Annotated in this window: 15 protein-coding genes and 1 riboswitch; of the genes, 6 read left to right on the top strand and 9 right to left on the bottom strand. The window is 70.0% G+C overall.

Annotated features, from left to right (window positions below; all coding sequences use genetic code 11):
- Positions 1-433: 433 nt before the first annotated feature.
- A complete protein-coding gene (locus MKK75_RS28365) occupies positions 434-1822 on the bottom strand; it encodes an aminotransferase (RefSeq protein WP_244045824.1) in 1389 nt (462 codons plus the stop codon).
- 111 nt (positions 1823-1933) lie between these two features.
- Here MKK75_RS28365 and MKK75_RS28360 point away from each other — a divergent pair, with 111 nt between their 5' ends.
- Together MKK75_RS28360 and MKK75_RS28355 are read left to right on the top strand one after the other, a co-directional pair.
- Positions 1934-2467: a hypothetical protein gene (locus MKK75_RS28360; protein ID WP_244045823.1), complete on the top strand. Its 534-nt coding sequence runs from the start codon at positions 1934-1936 to the stop codon at positions 2465-2467.
- A gap of 453 nt (positions 2468-2920) precedes the next feature.
- A complete protein-coding gene (locus MKK75_RS28355; RefSeq protein WP_244045822.1) occupies positions 2921-3412 on the top strand; it encodes a glutathione peroxidase in 492 nt (163 codons plus the stop codon).
- Positions 3413-3431: 19 nt separating this feature from the next.
- Here the strand turns inward: MKK75_RS28355 and MKK75_RS28350 are convergent, their stop codons facing one another.
- The 4 genes from MKK75_RS28350 to MKK75_RS28335 all read right to left on the bottom strand — a co-directional run bounded on the left by MKK75_RS28350 (position 3432) and on the right by MKK75_RS28335 (position 5828).
- Positions 3432-3704, bottom strand: a complete 273-nt coding sequence (locus MKK75_RS28350; RefSeq protein WP_244045821.1) for a hypothetical protein — start codon at positions 3702-3704, stop codon at positions 3432-3434.
- 165 nt (positions 3705-3869) lie between these two features.
- On the bottom strand, positions 3870-4661 hold the full coding sequence (locus MKK75_RS28345) for an ATP12 family chaperone protein (protein WP_244045820.1): 792 nt from the start codon (positions 4659-4661) through the stop codon (positions 3870-3872).
- A 38-nt stretch (positions 4662-4699) separates the two neighbouring features.
- Positions 4700-5365 (bottom strand): HAD-IA family hydrolase, encoded by a 666-nt coding sequence (locus tag MKK75_RS28340; protein WP_244045819.1) that lies wholly within the window; start codon positions 5363-5365, stop codon positions 4700-4702.
- A gap of 58 nt (positions 5366-5423) precedes the next feature.
- Positions 5424-5828, bottom strand: coding sequence for a hypothetical protein (locus tag MKK75_RS28335; RefSeq protein WP_244045818.1), 405 nt, complete (start codon positions 5826-5828; stop codon positions 5424-5426).
- 191 nt (positions 5829-6019) lie between these two features.
- Here MKK75_RS28335 and MKK75_RS28330 point away from each other — a divergent pair, with 191 nt between their 5' ends.
- A complete protein-coding gene (locus MKK75_RS28330) occupies positions 6020-6733 on the top strand; it encodes an alpha/beta fold hydrolase (RefSeq protein WP_244045817.1) in 714 nt (237 codons plus the stop codon).
- On the opposite strand, the gene MKK75_RS28325 is transcribed toward MKK75_RS28330, so the two are convergent.
- The 3 genes from MKK75_RS28325 to MKK75_RS28315 form a co-directional block, all read right to left on the bottom strand.
- Complete coding sequence (locus MKK75_RS28325) at positions 6700-8088, bottom strand: RluA family pseudouridine synthase (protein ID WP_244045816.1); 1389 nt, start codon at positions 8086-8088, stop codon at positions 6700-6702. The two genes, MKK75_RS28330 and MKK75_RS28325, sit on opposite strands and share 34 nt — an antisense overlap.
- 961 nt (positions 8089-9049) lie before the next feature.
- Entirely contained in the window at positions 9050-10078 is a 1029-nt protein-coding gene (locus MKK75_RS28320; protein WP_244045815.1) for a substrate-binding domain-containing protein, read from the bottom strand.
- A 79-nt stretch (positions 10079-10157) separates the two neighbouring features.
- A complete protein-coding gene (locus MKK75_RS28315; RefSeq protein WP_279594193.1) occupies positions 10158-11867 on the bottom strand; it encodes a methyl-accepting chemotaxis protein in 1710 nt (569 codons plus the stop codon).
- Positions 11868-12208: 341 nt separating this feature from the next.
- Positions 12209-12406, top strand: a riboswitch (cobalamin riboswitch).
- A gap of 272 nt (positions 12407-12678) precedes the next feature.
- Here MKK75_RS28315 and MKK75_RS28310 point away from each other — a divergent pair.
- The 3 genes from MKK75_RS28310 to MKK75_RS28300 all read left to right on the top strand — a co-directional run bounded on the left by MKK75_RS28310 (position 12679) and on the right by MKK75_RS28300 (position 18148).
- Positions 12679-14862 carry a TonB-dependent receptor gene (locus MKK75_RS28310; RefSeq protein WP_244045814.1) on the top strand — a complete coding sequence of 728 codons (2184 nt, stop codon included), beginning with the start codon at positions 12679-12681 and terminating at the stop codon, positions 14860-14862.
- On the top strand, positions 14856-16316 hold the full coding sequence (locus MKK75_RS28305) for a PepSY domain-containing protein (RefSeq protein ID WP_244045813.1): 1461 nt from the start codon (positions 14856-14858) through the stop codon (positions 16314-16316). The genes MKK75_RS28310 and MKK75_RS28305 overlap by 7 nt, the downstream gene beginning before the upstream one ends.
- Positions 16317-16630: 314 nt before the next feature.
- Positions 16631-18148, top strand: a complete 1518-nt coding sequence (locus MKK75_RS28300) for an FAD-dependent monooxygenase (RefSeq protein WP_244045812.1) — start codon at positions 16631-16633, stop codon at positions 18146-18148.
- A 135-nt stretch (positions 18149-18283) separates the two neighbouring features.
- On the opposite strand, the gene MKK75_RS28295 is transcribed toward MKK75_RS28300, so the two are convergent.
- Positions 18284-20428 carry a TonB-dependent receptor gene (locus MKK75_RS28295; protein ID WP_244045811.1) on the bottom strand — a complete coding sequence of 715 codons (2145 nt, stop codon included), beginning with the start codon at positions 20426-20428 and terminating at the stop codon, positions 18284-18286.
- Between the last annotated feature and the right edge of the window lie 69 nt (positions 20429-20497).

Below are 20497 nucleotides of genomic sequence, written 5' to 3'. Positions count from 1 at the left end.
CCCAGAGGAGCAAGGGCGGGCAGGCCTGGGATGAGGGCCAGACCGGCATGCTCGCGGCGGAGCTGGACCCGTTGGCGCACGGTCGGGCCCCCCTGCCCGACCAAGATACGAGACAGGAACGCCTCGCCTGGGCCCTGGGCTACCTCGCGCCGCCTTTCCAGGCCTCAGCGGGCCGGGAGGGCCGCCCAGCCCTGGCGGCTTGGTTCGCGACGGCCGGGCACCGCCCTTCGATAACAGGCACCGTACCAACGGGCTGCGAGACGTTCCGGGTTTCGAAAGGCCGGGCCCTTTCGCGGGTCCAGGGCGGAGCCCTGGCCAAGCTCTCAGGACTCCGCCCTGAGAACCCGCCAAGGGGCTGGGCCCTTTAAAAACATCCGGGATTACCGGTCAGACCTGCGGGGGGCATCAATCCCGGAGGACAGCGCGGACCGGCTCACCCCGGCATCGCCTCCAGCCCCTCCGCCCGGATCCAGTCCCGCGTGCGGTCCAGCGCGCGGCCCAGGCGGTCGAACAGGGCGTCGATCTCGTCCGGCGCGATGATCAGGGGCGGGCAGACGGCGACCCGGTCGCCGGCCAGCGCCCGCACGATCAGACCCTCGCCCTGCGCGAAGGCCACACAGCGGGCGGCCACCCCCATCTTCGGGTCGTATTGCCGCTTGCTCGCCTTGTCGGCGACGATCTCCAACCCGCCGATCAGCCCGATTCCGTTGGCCTCGCCCACGATGGCATGCTCGGCGAGCGCCGCGAGCCGGCGCTGGAAATGCGGTGCCTTCTCGGCGGCGGCCTCGATGATCCGGTCGCGCCGGTAGATCTCGATCGCCTTCAGCGCCACCGCGGCGGCCACGGGGTGCCCCGAATAGGTGGTGCCGTGGCCGAATGTGCCGAGCTTCTCGCTCTGGCTGACCATCGCGTCGTAGAGCGGCGCGTCGATGCTGACGCCGCCGAGGGGCATGTAGGCCGAGGTCAGCGCCTTGGCGAAGGAGATCGAGTCCGGCCGGACACCCAGCGCCTCGCTGCCGAACCACGTGCCGCACCGGCCGAAGCCGCAGATCACCTCGTCGGCGATCAGCCGGACGTCGTACTGCGCCAGCACCGCCTGGATCGCGGAAAAATAGCCCCGGGGCGGCACGATCGCCCCGCCCGCGCCCATCACCGGCTCGGCAATGAACGCCGCCACCGTGTCCGGCCCCTCGCGCAGGATCGTCTCTTCCAATTCGGCGGCGAGGCGGGCCGAATAGGCCTCCTCGCTCTCCCCCGGCTCGGCGCCGCGGTAATGGTGCGCGCAGGATACGTGCAGGAAGCCCGGCAGCGGCAGGTCCCAATCCGCGTGGTTCGCCGTCAGGCCAGTCATCGAGGCGCTCGCCACCGTGACACCGTGATAGCCCTTCTGCCGCGCGATGATCTTTTTCTTCTTCGGCCGGCCAAGCGCGTTGTTGTAATACCAAGTGAGCTTCACCTGCGTATCATTGGCCTCCGACCCGGACGACGTGAAGAAAATCTTCGAGGTCGGGACCGGCATCAGTTCCTTGAGCGTCTCGGCGAGCTCGATCCCCGGATCGTGGCTGCGGCCGGAGAACAGGTGGGTGAAGGGCAGCCGCGCCATCTGCGCCTGGGCGGCCTCGACCAGTTCGGCGTTCGAGTAGCCGAGCGCCGTGCACCACAGGCCCGACATGCCTTCGATATAGGCGCGTCCCTCCGTGTCGTAGACGTGGACACCCTGGCCACGCTCCAGGACCAGCGGGCCGGTCTGCCGGTGCGTCGACAGGTTGGTGTAGGGGTGGAGCAGGGTTTCGACGTCGCGGGTCGCGAGATTGGAGAGCATCGGTCGCAAGGTCCTCGTGCGAGGGGATCCGCCACACTACCGACCCGATGCACCGGCAGGTAGCCCGGCGGACCCGCCTCCGGCCGTTGCCGGATGCATGCCGGACGCGCCATGCTCGAACCCGAATCCTTCGTCGCCCAGCCCGCCCCGGGCCGCGCCTGCGGGGCCTGCACGCTCTGCTGCAAGGTCTACGACGTGCCGGCGGTCGAGAGCGTGGCCGGCCAGTGGTGCCGCCACACGCGGGCCGGGCAGGGCTGCGCCATCCACGCCACGAGGCCCGACCATTGCCGCGCCTTCCACTGCCTGTGGATGACGGAGAGCTGGCTCGGCCCGGAATGGAAGCCCGATCGCGCCAAGATGGTGCTCGCCCTGGATCCGCTCACCCGGAACATGAACGTGCAGGTCGATCCCGGACAGGCCAATGCATGGCGGCGCGAGCCCTATTACGGCCAGCTCAAGCGCTGGGCCGCGGCCTCGGTGCCGCTGCGCCGCCACGTGCTGGTCCACGTGAACAAGACCACCACGGTCGTCCTGCCGGACCGAGACGTGAGTCTCGGGGAGGTCTCGCCCCGGGAGCGCATCGTCTCCCGGGAGCGGATGACGCCGCAGGGGCCGAGCTTCGACGTGGAGAAGGTCCCGGCCTGAGCGAGCCGCCGCGCTCAGCGGTCCGCGCCGGAGCAGCGGCGCATCACCTGGGATCCGGTCACCGGGACGGTCGTCCGGATCAGGATGAGGCCCGATTCATCGGTCACCGCGATGCGCCGGTCCTCGCTCAGGGCGATCCGGATAGCCTCGAGCCGGGCCGCCAGTTCAGTTCCCTCCGTGTCCAGCGCGGAACAGCCGTCATGGCCTGACGTGAAAGCGCGGCCGCCACGTCCTCGGATGACGTCGAGGCAGGGGGTACGGTCAACCTTCGCTCGCAGCCATGCCGCAGCGCTTTGCTGCGATTGACCGATTGCACATACCGATTGCGCCCGTGCCTCTGAGCCACAGGCCTTCATCGCTCACCACGCCGCGACGCATCGTCCCGCCGCGCGTCCGCCACGGGCTGGCACGGCCCATCTTGCGGACCGGACGGCTTTGCTCGACAGATCCCGCATGACGACGGTTTACGATTTCAGCGTCACCGCTGCCGATGGGACGCCCTATCCGCTCGCGCAGCATCGCGGCGAGGTGTTGCTGATCGTGAACACGGCCTCGCGCTGCGGCTTCACCCCGCAATACGAGGGGCTCGAAGCGCTCTGGCGGCGGCACCGGGAGACCGGCCTGACGATCCTGGGCTTTCCCTGCAACCAGTTCGCGGCGCAGGAACCCGGCGACGCCGCCGAGATCGCGCGCTTCTGCACCCTGCAATACGATGTCAGCTTCCCCGTGCTCGCGAAGGTTGCAGTGAACGGATCCGGGGCCGAGCCCCTTTTCACGTATCTCACCCGCGCCCGACGCGGGCTGCTCGGCACGCGGGCGGTGAAGTGGAATTTCACGAAGTTCCTCGTGGGGCGCGACGGCCGGGTCCTCGCCCGCTACGCCCCCGGCACGAAGCCGGCCGCCCTGGAGGCGGAGGTTCAGGCGGCGCTCGCCGCGGCGGCGTAAGGCTCGTCCGGCGCCGTCCTCAGGTCTCGCGCCCCACGGTCGCGGAGCCGCCCACGCACTTGTCGCCGGATCCGCAGACCCGCAGCACCGTCCGGAGGGACATCAGCGGGAAGGGGCGCACCGCCTCACGCAGGATCCCGGCAAAGAAGCGGATTTCCGCAATCTTGCGCAGCGTGGAACCCGAGGCGCCCTCGGTCAGGGCCCGATCTTCGAGGTCGCGCAGGGCATCGAACAGTGCATAGCGATCACGCCTATCGCCGAACGACTGTACACGCGCGGCGAGCGCGGTCATCTCACCCTCGAAGCTGCACGGGACGGACTGAGCGGCACACATGGTCGACCCGAACACGACGGGACTCGACCTTAAAACAGTCTTCGGGCCGAGTCAGCCGTCGGTACGGGACTTGCGCCGCAAGTTTCGGATTGTTGCGCGCGTGCATCGGTGGGACCGGCTCGTTCAGCGACGGGCCTCGACGAAGTCGGCAGCGGCCTCGAACTCGGCGCGGCGGGCCGCGAGACGCGCCTCCGCCTCGGCATCGCGGCCCCAGACCTCCGCCTGATAGGTCTCGTCGACATGGGCGGCGGCCCAGGCTTCCGCCGGCGTGAGACGGCCCCTGAGCACCGCCAGCGCGATCAGGAGGGAACCGGTGAGCGTCGTCAGCGTGTGCAGGCCGGCGAGGCGGAACGGGTCGGTCACCTCGGCCACCGCGGCGGTGAGCGCCCCCACCGTGTCGGCGGGCTGGGTGACGTGCATCACACCCTCGCTCAGGATCACCCGGGCGCCGAACGTCTCCCGCGCCCAGGCGAGGACCGGATCCCAGGACGCGGCCTGCGCCGCCACCAGCCGCTCCGGATCCCCGGCCCGGTAGGCGACCAGATCGGTGCCGGCATAGGCGCTCAGGTCCGCGGCGACCGCATCCAGCCGGGGGGCGACGCCGTCGATCGCCGTGTTGGCAAGGCGCGTCAGGGGCATCCGGGACGGATCGACCTGCTGGTCCTGGGCCGCCCATTCGGCCGCGACCCGCTCGGCCAGGGCGCGGGTGGGCAGGCGCAGCGGGTTGCGGGCCGGCGTGTTGGCCGGTCGGCCGTCGAGGGTCAGGCGGAACCCGTCCGGATCCTCCGCAAAGCCGGCCTCCGTGTAGAACCGCCGGGGCAGGGCGGGCTTGGCGTGGCCGCGGGCGGCCCGCACCGGGTCGGCTGTCTCGTCGTCGCGCGGCTGGCCAAGCCAGTCTGTCGTCTCATCGCTCATGGCAGCGAGATAGGCCTTCCCGGGCTCGCGCGCGAGCCTCAGGGACGCGCGGCCGCGGCGTCGAGGAGCCGGGCCTCCAGCGCGCCGGCGCTCGGCACCACGAAAGCGGCACCCGCCTCGTAGAGCGCCTCGGGCGGATGGTAGCCCCAGGCCACCCCGACGGCCTCGGCGCCGGCCGCGACCCCCATGGCGATGTCGAAGGTGGTGTCGCCGACCATCACGGTAGCCTCCGGCGCGCAGCCGGCCGCGTCCATGGCCTGCCGGAGCATGGTCGGATCGGGCTTGGACGGCGCGTCGTCAGCGCTCTGCGTCGTGACGAACCAATCCGTCCAGCCATGATGCGCGACGAGCCGGTCGACGCCGCGCCGCGACTTGCCGGTGGCCAGCCCGATCAGGAGGTCGTCGCGCGCCCGCAGCCGGGCCAGGAGCTCGGCCATGCCGGGGAACAGCGGCTCCGCATAGGCGGGATCGAGCCGCAGCCGGTTGTAGGCCAGCTTGTAGCTCTCCGAGAGTTCGGTGATCGGCCCGTCATCGCCGACGAGGCGGCGGAACGCCTGCGGCAGCGAGAGGCCCACGACCGACAGGGCTTCCCGCCGCCCGGGGGCGGGCAGGCCGTTCTCCGCGAAGGCGAGGCCCTGCGCCGCGACGATCAGGTGCTGGCTGTCGACGAGCGTCCCATCGACATCGAAGACCACGAGCCTCATCGCCGGCATCGGGCCGGAGACGGGTCGGCCGACCGGCATGCGCGTCTGCCGGACCGCATCACGGCTTCCGGCCCGGTTGTACCGATTGCCCGGCGGGCTGCCCCGGCTGCCCCGCGGCCGATCCCGCGGATTGCCCCGCAGATTGACCCGATTGGCCGCGGGTCCGCTCGTAGCCGAGCCGGCACCGGATCAGGAAGCGCCGGCGCTTGCCGCCGCGCAGCCCGCGCTGATGCGAGGCCCGGTTGCAGGCCGCGTAGGAGCGGCGTCGGCGTTCAACCCGGGCGCTGGTGCCCTGCCGGGCCTGCGCGGGCGCCGCCTCGCCGGGCGAATGCGGCATCGCGGTCTCGACCGGCCTGGCGCCGGTCTCCGGCATGGCCGGCTTGGAGGCCTCGCCGGGTGCGGCGTGCGCGATCGGCCCGGCGAGGCACAGGGCGGCGAGGCAGGCCAGCATCGCGAGCTTCATGCGTTCAGAGTCTCAAGCCGGGGACCAGCGCCGCGGCGGATCGGCGGCGCGCGGCAGCATATGAGGCGGCGCCTCCCCTTGCCAAGACGGGGGCCGGACATGAGACCCGGGCGACATCCGGATCGTGATCCGCGTTTCACCGGAGATTTCATCGGCCTGAACGCGGCCGGGATAGGGACGACGCTCCTGCAATGAATCTTCTGCTGCTTCCCGGCTTCATGACGGATAGCGACCTGTGGTCCGATCTTGCCGATGACCTCGCCCAGATCGGCCCGGTCACGTACGGCGATCCGAGCCGGGACGCCACGATTCACGCCATGGCGGAACGGGCGATCGCGGAGGCGCCGGCCCGATTTGCCCTCATCGGCTTCTCCATGGGCGGCTACGTGGCCCGCGCGATCGCCCGCCGCGTGCCGGACCGGGTGCACGCCCTGGTGCTCATCGCCACCTCGGCCCGGGCAGACACGCCGGCCCAGGCGCAGCGGAAGGCCGCCGCGGTCGCGCACGTCCGAAGCCGGGGCTTCGCCGGCCTCAGCCGGGGCGCGATCCTGCAATCGGTGCATCCGGCGCGCGCGGGCGATGCCGCCCTGATCGCGCGCATCCGGGCAATGGGCGACCGGCTCGGCGGCGCGGTCTTCCTGCGTCAAGCCGGACAGGCCCGCGGGTCCGACCGGGCGGAGCTCGGCCGGATCGCCTGCCCGACCCTGGTGGTCGCGGCCGCCCAGGATGCCCTGCGCAGCCGCGACGAGGCGCTGGAACTCCGCGACGGCATCCCCGGTGCGACCCTGACGGTCATCGAGGGATCGGGGCACATGCTGCCGATGGAAGCGCCCGATGCCCTGGCGGCGGCGATCGTGCCCTGGCTGCGGTCTCAGGCCTCCGGCGCCTCGACGATCGGGTCGTAGCGGGCGGCGTCGAAGCCGAGGAGGTTCCAGCTCTGGGCCATGTGGGGCGGCAACGGGGCGCTGACGTCCACGGGCTTGCCGGTGCGCGGGTGCGGGATCACGATCCGCCGGGCGAGCAGGTGGAGGCGGTTCTGGATTCCGCCCGGCAGCTCCCAGTTCTCGACCGAGAAGTATTTCGGATCCCCCACGATCGGGTGGCCGATATGGGCCGCGTGGGCGCGCAACTGGTGGGTGCGGCCCGTCACCGGCTTGAACGACAGCCAGGACAGCTTCTGCGCCGCCTGATCGACCATCGCGTAGTAGGTGAGCGCGTGACTCGCGCCCTCGTCGCCATGCTTGGCGACGCGCATCCGCGCGTCGGCATCGGTCGGCTCGTCCTTCGCCAGATAGGTCGAGACCCGCCCCTGGCGGACCCGCGGCACGCCGGCGGTGAGCGCCCAGTAAATCTTTCGCGCGGCCCGTGAGCGAAAACTCTTGGCGAGCGTCGCGGCGGCGAGCCTAGTCTTGGCGACGATCAGGCAGCCGGCCGTGTCCTTGTCGAGCCGGTGGACGAGGCGGGGCTTCTGGCCATCCGGGCCGGTGAGCGCCGCCAGCAGCCCGTCCACGTGCCGGACCGTCCCCGAACCGCCCTGGACCGCGAGGCCGAAGGGCTTGTTCAGGATCATCATGTCGGCATCCTCGTAAAGGATCAGCGAGCGGATGAAGTCGGCGTCGTCCTGGTCGCGCCCGGCGTTGCGCGGGCGCTCGGTCGGCTGATCGAGGCGGAGCGGCGGCACGCGCACGCTCATGCCGGGCTCCAGCCGGTCGTTGGGCTTGGCGCGCTTGCCGTCGACGCGCAGCTCGCCCTTGCGGACGATGCTCTGCACCCGGGTGAAGGGCAGGAGCGGGAACCGGGCCGTGAGGAACCGGTCGATCCGCATGCCGGCCTCGTCCGCCTCGACCGTCAGGGTCTGCACCCCGGAGGCCAGGGTCGCGGATGCGGCCGCGCGCTGCTCGCGCCGGGTCGGTCCGGCCTGGGGGGCGGGGGGGCGCTCCGTCGGACCGGGCCGCGCGGCGACGGCTTTGGTCCCGAGCCGCGACGGCCCCTTCCGCGTGGCGGCGGCAGGCTGGCCGCGCGCCTCGCCGGACGCGGCGCGCGGCGCCGGTTTCTTCGTGGCTGGGGCAGCACGCTCGGCGGTTCGTGCCGTCCAGGGATCGCGGGCCCCGGCATCGTCACAGCGGTTGCGGGCCGCGCGTTCGGCGGCGTCGCGGGCGCTGGTGCGGGGGCCCGTGCGGGCACGCCCGTCGGGCCGAACGGCGCCGGGCGGGGACCTGCGTCCCTTCGGGCCGCCGCGTGAGGGGGGTCGTGTCGTCATGACTCTGCCAGAACCCGTCCCGCTGCGGACGGACCATCCGGGCGCAGCCGCCTCCGCTTCGCGGGACCGTGCGGACCGAGGGAGGGGAGGGTCTAGCATTGCGGACAGGTCGCGGCAAAGGCGCGGGACCGATTGCCGGGCGGCCCGGTCACGGGCCGTCTTTCTCGATACGGCGAGCAGTCGTGAGCTTCGCCGATGCGGCAAGCCCGAGACCGCACACCGATCGTCAGACTCAAAGACCCAGGCGCCGGCATCCGGCAGCAGCGCGAGGCGTGAAGCCGTCCGGCCGCATCCATGACGGTCAGGTCGCGCGGCTCGATGACGTTCCGGAGAACGTAGCGGCCAGGATGGCCGGGATTCTGCAGTCGATAGGGCATAGTCGGCATACCTTTGTCGCGAGAGATCTCGGGGCGATACGTATCTTCGACTACAACTCGAAATCAAAACCCAGTTATCTTTCGCGATCCTCTCCAGCTGAAGCAGATTTATTAACTACGCGGAACACGGAACGAGGTTCGATGATCGCGCCTGACCTATCTAAATTAAATCATAAGTGCATGATAAGACATTATATCGGTGGTGTTGATAGATATATTGCGGCACATTTTACGAACATATCGGAAAAGATATGACTTTTGAGATCTCAAGACCGAGATAGCATCCTTCGCAACGGCAAGCGACGAGCCCTTCACCGCCACGACACTGGGTCGAGCGGCCCGGAAAGACGGCGTCAGGGCGGCGATCCGCGAGCCGGCGGACCTGCCGCCAGCCATGGTCACAGGCGGGACGCGGCGGACGGGGTGACGTGCCACGGCCAGGCGCCCGCGACCCCGTTGCCGAAGGGTCGGCAGGCCCCCGAGGCTGTCCCCGCGCAACGGCGCACACAGCCTTGGGTCCGACCGGCAAGGCAGATCTGCTTGCTCTATGGAAAGGCTCGACCCGGCAATCCCGGCTTGGTCTTCTATTGTCCGTCGGTGGGGCGCTCGCCGCGGGGTGCTTCGTCCGCGCAGTTTCCGCAGGCCCACATCCCGAGATAGCGCGGCAGCGTCTTGTCGGTGACGAGGTCGAACGGGATCCAATCGTATTGCTGGACCGGCTCGTGCCGGATCAGCTTGACCGCGTCGTCGACCGCGCGCCCGCCTTCCAGCGCCGCGTCCTGGAAGACGGTCACGTGGATCCGCTCGCGGTGCATGGCCGCGATGCCGTCGCGCGTCCCATCCACACCACCGATCAGGATCTGTCCCAGGGGGATCTTGGCCGCCTCCAGCGCATCCGCGGCGCCCATGGCCATCTCGTCGTTGTTGGCGGCGATCGCGTCGATCTTCCGGCCGTTGGCGAGCCATCTCGACACGAGGGCCGCGGCCTGCTTCCGGTCCCAGTCCGCGGGGGCCTCTTCGACGACCGTGATGCCGGCGAAGTCCGCCAGGACCTCCTTGACGCCCTGCGTCCGCAGGGCCGAAGCCGAGTGAGACGCCGGGCCCCGGATGATCGCGAGCCGTCCCTGGCCATTCATCATCTGCGCCAGCATGGTCATCTGCAGGCGACCGGCGACGAGGTCGTTCGGGAGGGCGAGCGCCACCCGCCCGGCAAACCAATCCTCGCGCGGTCCGTTGTTCACGTAGACCAGGGGGATGTCGGCCTCCTGCGCGAGCCGGGTGATCTCCTTGGTGGCGGCGGCCTCCACCGGCAGGACGATCAGCGCGTCGACCTTGTCGCGGATGAACGCCTTGATCTGCTCGATCTGCTTCGCGCCGTTCCCGGTCTCGGCGTGGGCGAATCGCATGGACTGGCCCGGATGGGCCTTCACCCGCTCCTGCATCCCGTCGCGAAGGAGCTGGAAGAACGCCTCGGGGGGAACCATCGTGACGCCGATCGTGCCGGCGGCTGCGGGGGACGCGCCCACGACCAGCGCGATTTTGAGGATCAGCGCGCGCGCCGAACGCCCGAAGCGGCTGGGAGGGGCCGCGGGAAATCCGTGTGTGGTCACCATGTGCTCGTGTCTCTGGGAGGAATCGTGGGGGCGAGGTCGGCGATGCCGTCGACGACCCCGGAGGCGGTGCGGGCTGGGATCAGGCCGCCCGGATGGTGCGGAGGAACTGCGCGACCTCGGTGCCGAGGTTCTCCGCCTGGCCGGACAGCGCGTTGGCCGCCTCCAGCACCTGACCGGCGGCGGACCCGGCATCCTGAGCCCGGCTCGCGACCCCGGTGATCGTCGCCGTCACCCCCCCGGTTCCGGTCGCGGCCTGGGTGATGTTGCGGGCGATCTCCCGGGTCGCGGAGTTCTGCTCCTCGACCGCCGCGGCGATCGAAGCCGCCGCAGCGCTCATGTCCTGGATCCGGCTGGTGATGCCGCCGATGGCGGCCACGACATCCGAGGTGGACCCCTGGATCGTCGCCACGAGGCGCGCGATGTCGTCCGTCGCCGCGGCGGTCTGGGCCGCCAGCGCCTTGACCTCGGACGCCACCACGGCGAAGCCGCGCCCGGCGTCCCCGGCACGGGCGGCCTCGATCGTGGCGTTCAGGGCCAGCAGATTGGTCTGCTTGGCGAGGGTGGAGATGATGCCGACGATGTCGCCGATCTGTGACGCCGCGCCGGTCAGCGCCTGCACCAGGGCGGCCGTCTGCGCGGCCTCCCCGGCGACGCCGTTGGCCATGGCGGAAGAGACTTCGGCCTGACGGCCGACTTCGCGAACCGACGTCTCCAGATCCCCGGCCGCGCGCGCCACCCTGTTGACGTTGGCGGCGGCTTCCTCGGCCGCGCTCGCCACCGCGGTGGATTGCATCGCCGTCTCGCTGGCGATCCCGGTCATCGACTGGGCCGTCCCGCGCAGCTGTGTGGAAGCTGCGGCGAGCGTGTTCACGATCCCGCCCACGGCCGTCTCGAAGCGGCCGGCCAGCGCGACCATCTCCTGGCGGCTCCGCGCCTCGGCCTCCACACGCGCCTCCGCCGCCTCACGCTCCAGGGTCTTGGATCGCCGCATGTTGTCCTGGAACACCCGCAGGGCTCCGGCCATGGCACCGATCTCGTCCGTGCGCCCGCCCCCCGGGACCGTCACGTCGGAGTCGTTCTCCGCGAGGCGCCGCATCACGCCGGTCATCGTCATGATCGGCGTGGCCACCCTGCGGATGATGAAGCCGCTGACGACGAAGGTCAGGATCGCCACGATGCCCAGGGCGGAGGCCACCGAGAGCATCGAATTGCGTCCGACAGCGTCGGTCGCCGCGGTCTCCTCGGCGACGCGCGCCTGACGAAAAGTCAGGACCGCGCGCACCGCCTTCCGGAATGCGTCGGCGTCTGCGCCGAAGGCCCCGAATACGACGGTGTCGGCGAGCGCGCGCTCGCCGGCCCGATCGAGGGCTGAGACCTGACTCTCGACGGCGAGAAAGTGCTGCCATGCGTCCCTCAGGCGATGTGCGAGCGCCTGCTCCTCGGGACCGGACACGGTCGGCGCATAGCGGCTCCAGGCGGCCGAGAAGACTTCCTGCGCCTTCTCGAGTTGGGCCGTGTAAGACCGCGCCTCGTCCTTGCCGCGGGCGTTGTGGGCGAGGATATCCAGGGCGCGCAGTTCCTGGCTCACCTCGTTCATGAGGCCCAGGTTCGCGACGGCATCGATCTCACCGACCACCGACTGTGTCGCCCGGTTGATCGAACCGACCCGCGTGATCGCAAAAATTCCGATCATCATAGACAATAAAAATAAGATCACGAATGATCCTGCGATCAATTTCCGCAGGCTGAAAAATGATAACTCACCAACACGATGGACCTCGCGCGTCATTTTCCTGGATGTCCTGAAAGCGAATCACATTCGAGCGGAAGATTATAGAGCACAGGCGCGCTCATTTATGGAAGGCAGCGGATCTTACAAGGAAATATTATACTATTAAGAATATTTGGCAGCCATATCGTTGTTCAATGATAAAATCGATTTGATTATAAAATACAATATTTTGCAAAGATCACAACTATGGGCGTACAACTCCAGTCTTCATCGTGCCTGTGCCGCGCCGTACGATCAGATCCGATCGCCGCTCTACCGAGGACGACGGCCTGCCGGATGCCGCGTTGCCGCGGCCACGGGTAGCGCTTTCCCAGAGCTTGACGCGCCGGATGCTCACGGCCAAGCTCAGCCGCGACGGTTCCCCTCGGGGATCAAAAGGGAACGCGGTGAGGGGTTCGCCCCGAGGCCGCGGCTGCCCCCGCAACTGTAAGCGGCGAGCCCTTCACCACAACGTCACTGGATCACCAGATCCGGGAAGACGGTGTCAGGGCGGCGACCCGCGAGCCAGGAGACCTGCCGTCAACCGTGGTCACACGCGAAACGCGTCGGGCGGGGTGTCCTGACGGGTGTCGAGACGCCCGTGCGCGCACGGGCGACGAGGCCTCGTTCGCGGTGACGTGCCACAGCAAGCGCGCCCGCGTCGCCCGTTCCGATGACCGTTCACGCCACCGCCATCCGGTTCCACTCGTCCGGACCGACTGCCCACGCTGGGATGCGCCCGCGTTCGCGGATGGCGGAAAATTGTAATGTTATTACAATTCCTGTACGGCATGGGGCCGGCGCCGACCGCGCCAGGATCACGTTTCCCATGATCTCGTCGACCCATCGCACCCGCGCCAGCGGTACGGCTCCGCTTTGCGGCGTCCTCCTCGCGTTCCTGGCGAGCCCGGCCGCCGCTCAGGAGAGCATCGCCCTGGATCAGCTCTCCGTCGAGGGGGAGGGCGGGGATCCGAACCGCGCCAGCCCGACCGGCCTCAACCTGCGCACGCGGGACCGCACCGCGAGCCGGATCGGCCTCACGCCCCTGGAAACGCCTGCGAGCCTCGACATCGTGTCGGGCGACACCGCGCGATTGCGCGGCCAGGACACGATCGCCGAGGCCGTCACCCAGGACGCCACCGGCATCACCACGATCGCGGCGCCCGGCAACGGCAACGGCGCGTTCACGTCCCGGGGCTTCGCCGGGCCGAACTCGATCCAGCAGCTCTACGACGGCACACGCTTCTACGTCGGCGCCAACACCGTGACCTTCCCGTTCGACACGTGGAACGTCGAGCGGATCGAGGTGCTGCGCGGACCGTCCTCGGTGCTCTACGGCGACGGCGCGATCGGCGGCGTCATCAACGTCGTGCCGAAGCGGCCGGTCTTCGTGCCGATCAACGCCGCCCGCGCGGTGGTGGGGACGGATGGCGTCGCGCGGCTCGCCCTCGATTCGGGCGGTGCGATCGGCCAGGCGGAATTCGGCGACACCTTCGCGTATCGCCTCAACGTCAGCGGCAACCGCGCCGACGGTTGGATCCGGCCCGAGGGCGATTTCCGCAATCTCGCGGTCTCGGCCGCCCTGCTGTTCCGGCCGAGCGCGGATCTCGCGTTCACGCTGAGCCACGACCTCGGCTACCAGGAGCCTGCCCGCTACTGGGGCACGCCGCTGCTCGAGGGCCGGATCCCGGACATGATCCGGTTCAATAACTACAACGTCCGCGACGCGAAGATCACCTGGGCCGACAACTGGACCCAGCTCAAGACCGAGTGGTCGCCCTCGGCCGACATCACGGTGCGCAACACCGCCTACCGGCTCACCAGCCGGCGGCACTGGCTCGACGTCGAGCAGTATTCCTACAACCGCGGCACCGGACTGGTGGACCGGGGCGATTACCTGGAGATCTATCACAGCCAGGAGCAGGTCGGGGACCGGCTCGACGCGACTGTCCGGGGCAGCCTGTTCGGGTTGCCCAACCAGTTCGTGGCCGGCTTCGACGTGAACCACATCGACTTCCGGCACACCAACAACTTCTATTTCGATCAGACCACCAGCGTGCCGCTGACCGGCTACGATCCGGGATACTTCCCGCAGAATGGCCGGGCGCGCCCGGCCTACGCCACACAGACGAGCCAAGCCTCGGTCTTCGCCGAGGACCGGGTGATCCTGTCCGACAAGCTCTCGTTCCTGACGGGCGTTCGCCTCGACGTGCCGAGCCTCCACCGGGAGGACCTGCAGACCGGTTCGCAGTTCGACAAAACCTACCGTGCCCTCGGCTACCGGTTCGGCCTCGTCTACAGCCCGACGCCCGACAGCGCGCTCTACGCACAGTACAGCTTCGCCACCGATCCGGTGAACAGCCTGATCACGCTGTCGCAGTCGCTCGCGGGCTTCAAGCTGGCCACCGGCGATCAGGTCGAGATCGGCGCCAAGGGTCTGGCCTTCGACGGCGCCCTGGAATGGACGATCGCCGGCTACCGGATCGTCAAGGACAACCTGATCTCGGCCGTTCCGGGCCAGCCGACGCTCTCCACGCAGGTCGGCAGCCAATCCGCGCAGGGCTTCGAGCTGGCGCTCGGCTGGCGCTTCGCCCCGGGCTGGCGGCTCGACGGCAACCTCGCGCTGCTGCACGCGCAGTACGACCGGTTCGACCAGGGCGTGAACGGCGCCACGGTCTCGTATGCCGGCAATCAGCCGATCGACGTGCCCGAGCGCGTCGCCAACCTCTGGCTGACTTGGGATTTTGCGTGCGCCTGGACCGCCCGGGTCGGGCTGCAGAACGTGGGCCAGGTCTACAGCGACTTCGGCAACACGGCGCGCCGCCCGGCCTACAATCTCGTCAACCTCGTCCTCGACCGTCAGGTCACGGCGGAGTCGCGCCTGTCCCTGCGGGTCTATAACCTGTTCGACAGGGTCTACGCGATCAGCGGCAACGCGGTGAACGGGGTCGGCACCAACTGGCTGCTCGGGCGCCCGCGCTCGGTCGAGGTCGCCTACACGGTGACGTGGTGAGCCTGCGGCGACGGCTCGGCAAGGCGGGGCGGCGCTGGCTGCTCCTGTTCCATCGCTGGGCCGGGATCACCGCCGGGCTGTTCTTCGCCCTGTGGATCTTTTCCGGGCTGGTGATGCTCTACGTGCCGTTCCCGACGCTCACCGGAGCCGAGCGCTTGGCGCGGCTCGCCCCGATCGCCTGGGATCGGGTCGCGGTCGCACCGGATGAGGCGCTCCGCGCCGGCGGGCTCGGCGGTGTGCCGGCCGAGTTCGATCTGGAGATGCGGGGCGACGAGCCGGTCTATCGGATCGCCGGCCGCGACGGGGCGCGTGCGACGGTCTCGGCGCGGACCGGGGAACGGCTCGGCCCGCTGACGCCCGCAGACGCGCTGCGTCTCGTGGCCGAGGGGGTGCCGGAGGCGCGGGTCGAGCCGGTCGCGCGCGATCAGTGGACCGTCACGGCGCGCTACGACCCGCTCCGGCCGTTCCTCAAGGTCGCCCTCGGGGACGCGGCGGGAACCGAACTCTACGTCTCGCAAGTGACCGGCGCTGTCGCCCTCGACACGACCCGGTCCGAGCGGGCCTGGAACTGGGTCGGTGCGGTGACGCACTGGATCTACCTAACGCCGCTGCGTGCCCGCGCGGAGCTGTGGCGGACGGTCCTGCTGTGGCTCTCGGGCTTCGCGGCCCTCGGGGCGCTGAGCGGGTTCGCGATCGGGGTCTGGCGCCTGCGCCTCCGGCGGCGCTACGCGGGTGGGGACGTGACGCCCTACCGCGGGCTCGCGCGCTGGCATCACCTGTTCGGCCTCGCGGGTGGGCTGGGCTTGTGTGCCTTCATCGTCAGCGGCTGGATCTCGATGAACCCGAATCGCTGGTTCACCTCAGCCAGCCCGCCCGCGGACCTGCGCGCCGCCTACGCGGGAATCCCCCCGGCCTTCGGGCTCGATCCGCAGCAGTTGCGGAGCTTCGCCGTGCCGGAGACCCGCGCCCTGCGCTTCACGCCCCTCGGCGGACGCTGGTGGGTGGTCGCGGAAGCACCCGGCCGCCCCCGTGCGGTCGGACTGGACGGTGCGACCCTCCTCGATGCCGGCACCATCGCGACCGCGGCCGCGCGGGGTTTCGTGGACGGGGCACTGTGGTCGGTCCGCCCGCTCACCGCCTACGACGCCTATTGGTACCCGCACGGGACCGACCCGCGGCCGCTCCCGGTGCTGCGCCTGTGCTTTTCCGATGCGGCCGCCACGTGGCTCCACATCGATCCCCGCGACGGCGCGATCCTCCAGCGCCTCGACCGCTCGGGCCGGATCAACCGCTGGCTGTTCGACGCGGCCCACCGCCTCGACCTGCCGGGGCTGATCGACAACCCGCCCCTGCACGATGCCGCCCAGTGGGTGCTGAACCTGCTGGCGGCTGGGATCGCGGCCACCGGAATCGTCGCGGGCTGGCGGCGGCTGCGCCGGACCCGATTCGTCTGAGGGCGGTCCCGCAGGTCCGGCAGGGCAGCCGATGCCGGTCCGGTCGGCGACGGCGATCCAGGCCGATGGTGGGCGAGCGTCTCGTGCAACGGGGCCGTTGCGGCCCGCGCGCTGGCGCGCTATCGAAGGGGTGTCGGAAAAGGCAGACTTGGTTTGGTAAGCCCAAGTCCTTTCGGTAACGAAAGCTCTGGTCTTTGGCCCCGTGCCGCGGATCCCCACGACGAACGACGGACGCGTGCGCGTCCGGTTGTTCGTCCGCGCGGGTCTCGGATTCGGGAAACGCTCCGGTCGAACATCGACTCCGGAGCCCAGCCATGCCCGCATCATCGACGCTCTACGATACGATCATTGCGGGCGCAGGGCCCGTCGGCCTGTTCCTCGCCTGCGAATTGTCGCTGGCGGGTTGTTCGGTGCTGGTCCTCGAACAGGCGCACGATCCCGGCTCACCGTTGAAGCACGCGCCGTTCGGACTCCGCGGCCTGTCGGTCCCGACGATCGAGAGCCTCGACCGGCGCGGTCTGCTGAACGCGATCGAGGCGCACGCGGCCGGCCGCGCCACGCCCGGGACGGCGCACTGGATGACGCAGTCACGCCGGCCCGGCGGCCATTTCGCCGGCATCCCGTTCTTCCACGACCGGATCGACACCGCCCGCTGGCCGCACCGCCTGCCCGGTCCGGTCAGCAGCGTTGCCGTGGAACTGGCGCGCATCGAAGCCGTCCTGGCCGAGCGCGCGGAGGCGTCGGGCGTCGCGATCCTGCGGGGCAAGGGCGTCGAGGGCTTCGCCCAGGCGGATGAGTCCGTCACCGTCCAGGCGGGCGGCGCGGCGTTCCGCGGCCGCTGGCTCGTCGGCTGCGACGGCGCCCGCAGCGCGGTGCGCAAGGCGGCGGGGATCGGCTTCGCCGGAACCGAACCGGAATTCACCGGCTACTCCGTTCAGGCCGAACTGGCCGACGCGGACGCACTCAAGCCCGGCCGTCACTACACCGCGCAGGGCATGTACCTGTTCACGCCGCCCGGCACGGTCGCGATGGCGGACTTCGACGGGGGTGCGTTCCATCGCTCCGCGCCGATCACGCGCGCGCATGTCGAGGCGGTCCTGTGCAGGATCTCGGGCACCGATCTCACGGTGACGAGGCTCGACCGCGCCACGACCTGGACGGACCGTGCCTGCCAGGCGAGCGCGTATCGCAGCGGCCGCGTCCTGCTGGCCGGCGACGCCGCGCATATCCACGCGCCGCTGGGCGGACAGGGTCTCAACCTCGGGCTCGGCGATGCGATGAACCTGGGCTGGAAGCTCGCGGCCACGATCCGCGGCGATGCGCCGGCGGGCCTCCTCGACAGCTACGCCTGCGAGCGGCATCCGGTCGGCGTGCGCGTCCTCGACTGGTCGCGGGCCCAGGTTGCGCTGATGCGGCCGAGCCGAAGCGCCCGCGCGCTCGAAGCCATTATCCGCGACCTCATCGAGACGCCGGACGGCGCAACCTACTTCGCCGAGCGGGTCTGGGGCGTCTCGCTCCGCTACGATCTCGGCGGCGCTCATCCGCTGATCGGGTGCAGCGTTCCCGATCTCGCGCTGAGCGACGGCCGGCGCGTCGGCGACCTGTTGAGCGACGGCAAAGGCCTGGTCCTGGACTTCGACCCCAGCCCGTCGCTCCAAGCCCTCGCGAAACGGCGATCCACGGGGGTGCGCTATGTCGCGGCGGACGCGCGGGACCGGCTCGGCTTGCAAGCCGTGCTCGTGCGGCCCGACGGGATCGTCGCCTGGGCCAGCGCCGCCGCCCCCGACGAGGCGGCCTTCGACCGAGCCATGACGCGATGGTTCGGTGCATGATCGAGGCCGGTGGAGCTGGCGCGGAAGCGTCGACCTCGCGGCAAACCTCGCTCCGGTACCGGCAGGCTGAACCAACCGTCCCGGAGATCACCGCGGGCAGGCCGATCGCGTCGGCCGCCTACGGCATCGTGCGCCTCAGAACCGCGCCGTCAGGAACACCCGCACGTTCCGGCCCGGCAGCAGGATCTCATCCTTCTTGAAGGAGGTCGCGTTGCGGATGTCGTCGTTCAGGAGATTGCGCCCCTGCACCCCGAGGGTGATCGCGCTCGCCCCGTAGACCTTGGGATCGACAGCCTTCGTGTAGCTCAACTCGGCGCGCAGGTCGTCGTAGCCTGGGGTCGGCGTCTCGAACGACGCCGTGGCGTCGTGGCTGAAGGCGTGGAGCAGGTTCACCCGGGCGAACCAGCCGTCGGCCCGCAGGTAGACGCCGCCGCCGAGCCGGTAGGGCGGGATCCGCGGCACGTTGGTGCCGTCGTCGAACTTGGCGCGGACGAAGTCGAACTGCCCCTCGATGCCGGCAAACCCGTTGCCCACCGGCACGAGGTCGACCTGGCCGATGATCTCGGTGCCGTAGAAGGTGGCGTTCTGTTGCTGGTAGACGATTTGCCGGTTGTCGGTGCCGGTGCCGCAGGAGGCGAAATCGTCGTCGCAGGTGAGCCCGGTGTAGTTGCGGTAGATGAAGCCGGTATAGCGCGTGTAGTAGCCGGTGGCGTCCAGGCGGAACGGCCCCTCGGCCCGGCGGATGCTCGCCTCCACCGTGCGGGCGCGCTCCTTCTTGAGGTCCGGGTTGCCGATCTCGAACGTCGCGGTGGCATCGTGCGGCCCCTGTGAGAACAACTCGTAGCCGGTCGGCCCGCGCTCGACATAGGAGCCGGTCAGGCTCGCCACGAAGCCGTAGGGCAGGTCCTGCAGCGCACCGACGCTGGCGCTCTTCGGGGCGAACCGCCGGGTCCGGGCGTATTGAAACGGCTCCTGCCCGTCGACCGGGACATAGTCCGAGGGGAATTGAGCGGCCGTGCTCGACAGCCGGTCGACCTCGTAGCGTCCCGCCGCCTGGAGCCGCGTGCCGGGGCGCAGTTCCAACTCCTCGAACAGGTAGACCGCGTTGGCGCGGGACTCGGTCTGGGGCAGGAAGGATTCGAGCTGCGTGTTGATCACGCGCCGGTCCGACTGGAAGCCGAGCGCGCCGGTGAGCTTGCCCAACGCGGTGAAGACCGGGACGTGCTGGAGTTCCAGGCGGCCTTCCGCCTCGCGGTTCTTGAAGATCGCCTGGACGCCCTCGATCCCGTCCTCGCCGAAGCCGACCTCGTCGTGGCGATAGACCGAGTAGCCGGCCCAGTAGCGGATCACCTCGAAGAACCCGTCGAGCGGGCGGTACTCGCCCCGGGACAGGACCCGGTCCTGGTTCGGGGTGAGGCGGGTGCGGTCCTGCTCGGCCACGCCGCCGGGGATCGCATAGACCGCGTCGTAATGGCTGAACGAGATGCCGACGAAGCCGCGGTCGCCGATCGCCGAAATGCCGACCGCGCCGCCCTGCGATTCGTTGTAGGAGTTGCGCTGGATCCCGCCGGGGATCGCGTAACTGTCGTTGGCGGTCTTGAACCCGTCGGCATGGACCGCGATGCCGTCGCGGCCGGCATCCACCGTCGCGGCGCCGAGGCGGCCGTTGTCGACGCTGGAGAAGCCGCTGGTCACCTGTCCCTGAATGCCGTTCGCCGGGATGAAGGTCGGTACCCGGTTGTTGTCGGCCGAGACGACGCCGCCGATGGCGCCCGAGCCGTAGCGCAGGGTCGCGGGGCCGCGGATCACCTCGATCCGGTCGGCGACCAGCGGGTTCACCGGCACGGCGTGGTCCTCGCCGAGGTCTGAGACGCCGCCGTTGACGATGCCGTTCTCCTGGATGCGCACCCGGGCGTTGTCGAGGCCGCGGATGATCGGCCGCGAAGCGGCCCCCAGCGCGTAGGTCGTGCCGGAGATTCCGGGCCGGTCGAACAGCGCGTCGCCGAGGGTGCGCGGCTGATCGCGGGCGATCTGCTCCTGAGTCACCACCGTGACGGGCGAGAACGTATTGGTGGCCACCGGCAGCACGCCGACCGGCACCACGGCATCGGCCGCCACCGCCGCCCGCGTTGGCTGGATCGGGCTCGGGCTGGTGACGCTGATCTCGTCGAGGGCGACGGCTTGCTGGGCCCGTGCCGTGGATGTCGCCAGCAGGGCCGTGCAGAAGACCGACGGCAGGATCGTGCTGGCGAGAAGGCCGAAGCGGTGCGACGCGGACATCGAGATTCACATAGTGTTATATCATTTCATCTTGCCGTTCCACAGCGGGGACGCAATCGGGGAACGTCC

Source organism: Methylobacterium sp. J-030, from assembly GCF_022829545.1.
Lineage (GTDB): Bacteria > Pseudomonadota > Alphaproteobacteria > Rhizobiales > Beijerinckiaceae > Methylobacterium.
The sequence above is the reverse complement of the archived record's forward strand: the minus strand, read 5'-3'. Positions and strand labels throughout refer to the sequence as shown.

Coding starts and splice junctions, on each gene's coding strand:
- MKK75_RS28365 (WP_244045824.1), bottom strand. CDS start 1,822: ATGCTCTCCAATCTCGCGACCCGCGACGTCGAAACCCTGCTCCACCCC.
- MKK75_RS28360 (WP_244045823.1), top strand. CDS start 1,934: ATGCTCGAACCCGAATCCTTCGTCGCCCAGCCCGCCCCGGGCCGCGCC.
- MKK75_RS28355 (WP_244045822.1), top strand. CDS start 2,921: ATGACGACGGTTTACGATTTCAGCGTCACCGCTGCCGATGGGACGCCC.
- MKK75_RS28350 (WP_244045821.1), bottom strand. CDS start 3,704: ATGACCGCGCTCGCCGCGCGTGTACAGTCGTTCGGCGATAGGCGTGAT.
- MKK75_RS28345 (WP_244045820.1), bottom strand. CDS start 4,661: ATGAGCGATGAGACGACAGACTGGCTTGGCCAGCCGCGCGACGACGAG.
- MKK75_RS28340 (WP_244045819.1), bottom strand. CDS start 5,365: ATGAGGCTCGTGGTCTTCGATGTCGATGGGACGCTCGTCGACAGCCAG.
- MKK75_RS28335 (WP_244045818.1), bottom strand. CDS start 5,828: ATGAAGCTCGCGATGCTGGCCTGCCTCGCCGCCCTGTGCCTCGCCGGG.
- MKK75_RS28330 (WP_244045817.1), top strand. CDS start 6,020: ATGAATCTTCTGCTGCTTCCCGGCTTCATGACGGATAGCGACCTGTGG.
- MKK75_RS28325 (WP_244045816.1), bottom strand. CDS start 8,088: ATGACGACACGACCCCCCTCACGCGGCGGCCCGAAGGGACGCAGGTCC.
- MKK75_RS28320 (WP_244045815.1), bottom strand. CDS start 10,078: ATGGTGACCACACACGGATTTCCCGCGGCCCCTCCCAGCCGCTTCGGG.
- MKK75_RS28315 (WP_279594193.1), bottom strand. CDS start 11,867: ATGACGCGCGAGGTCCATCGTGTTGGTGAGTTATCATTTTTCAGCCTG.
- MKK75_RS28310 (WP_244045814.1), top strand. CDS start 12,679: ATGATCTCGTCGACCCATCGCACCCGCGCCAGCGGTACGGCTCCGCTT.
- MKK75_RS28300 (WP_244045812.1), top strand. CDS start 16,631: ATGCCCGCATCATCGACGCTCTACGATACGATCATTGCGGGCGCAGGG.
- MKK75_RS28295 (WP_244045811.1), bottom strand. CDS start 20,428: ATGTCCGCGTCGCACCGCTTCGGCCTTCTCGCCAGCACGATCCTGCCG.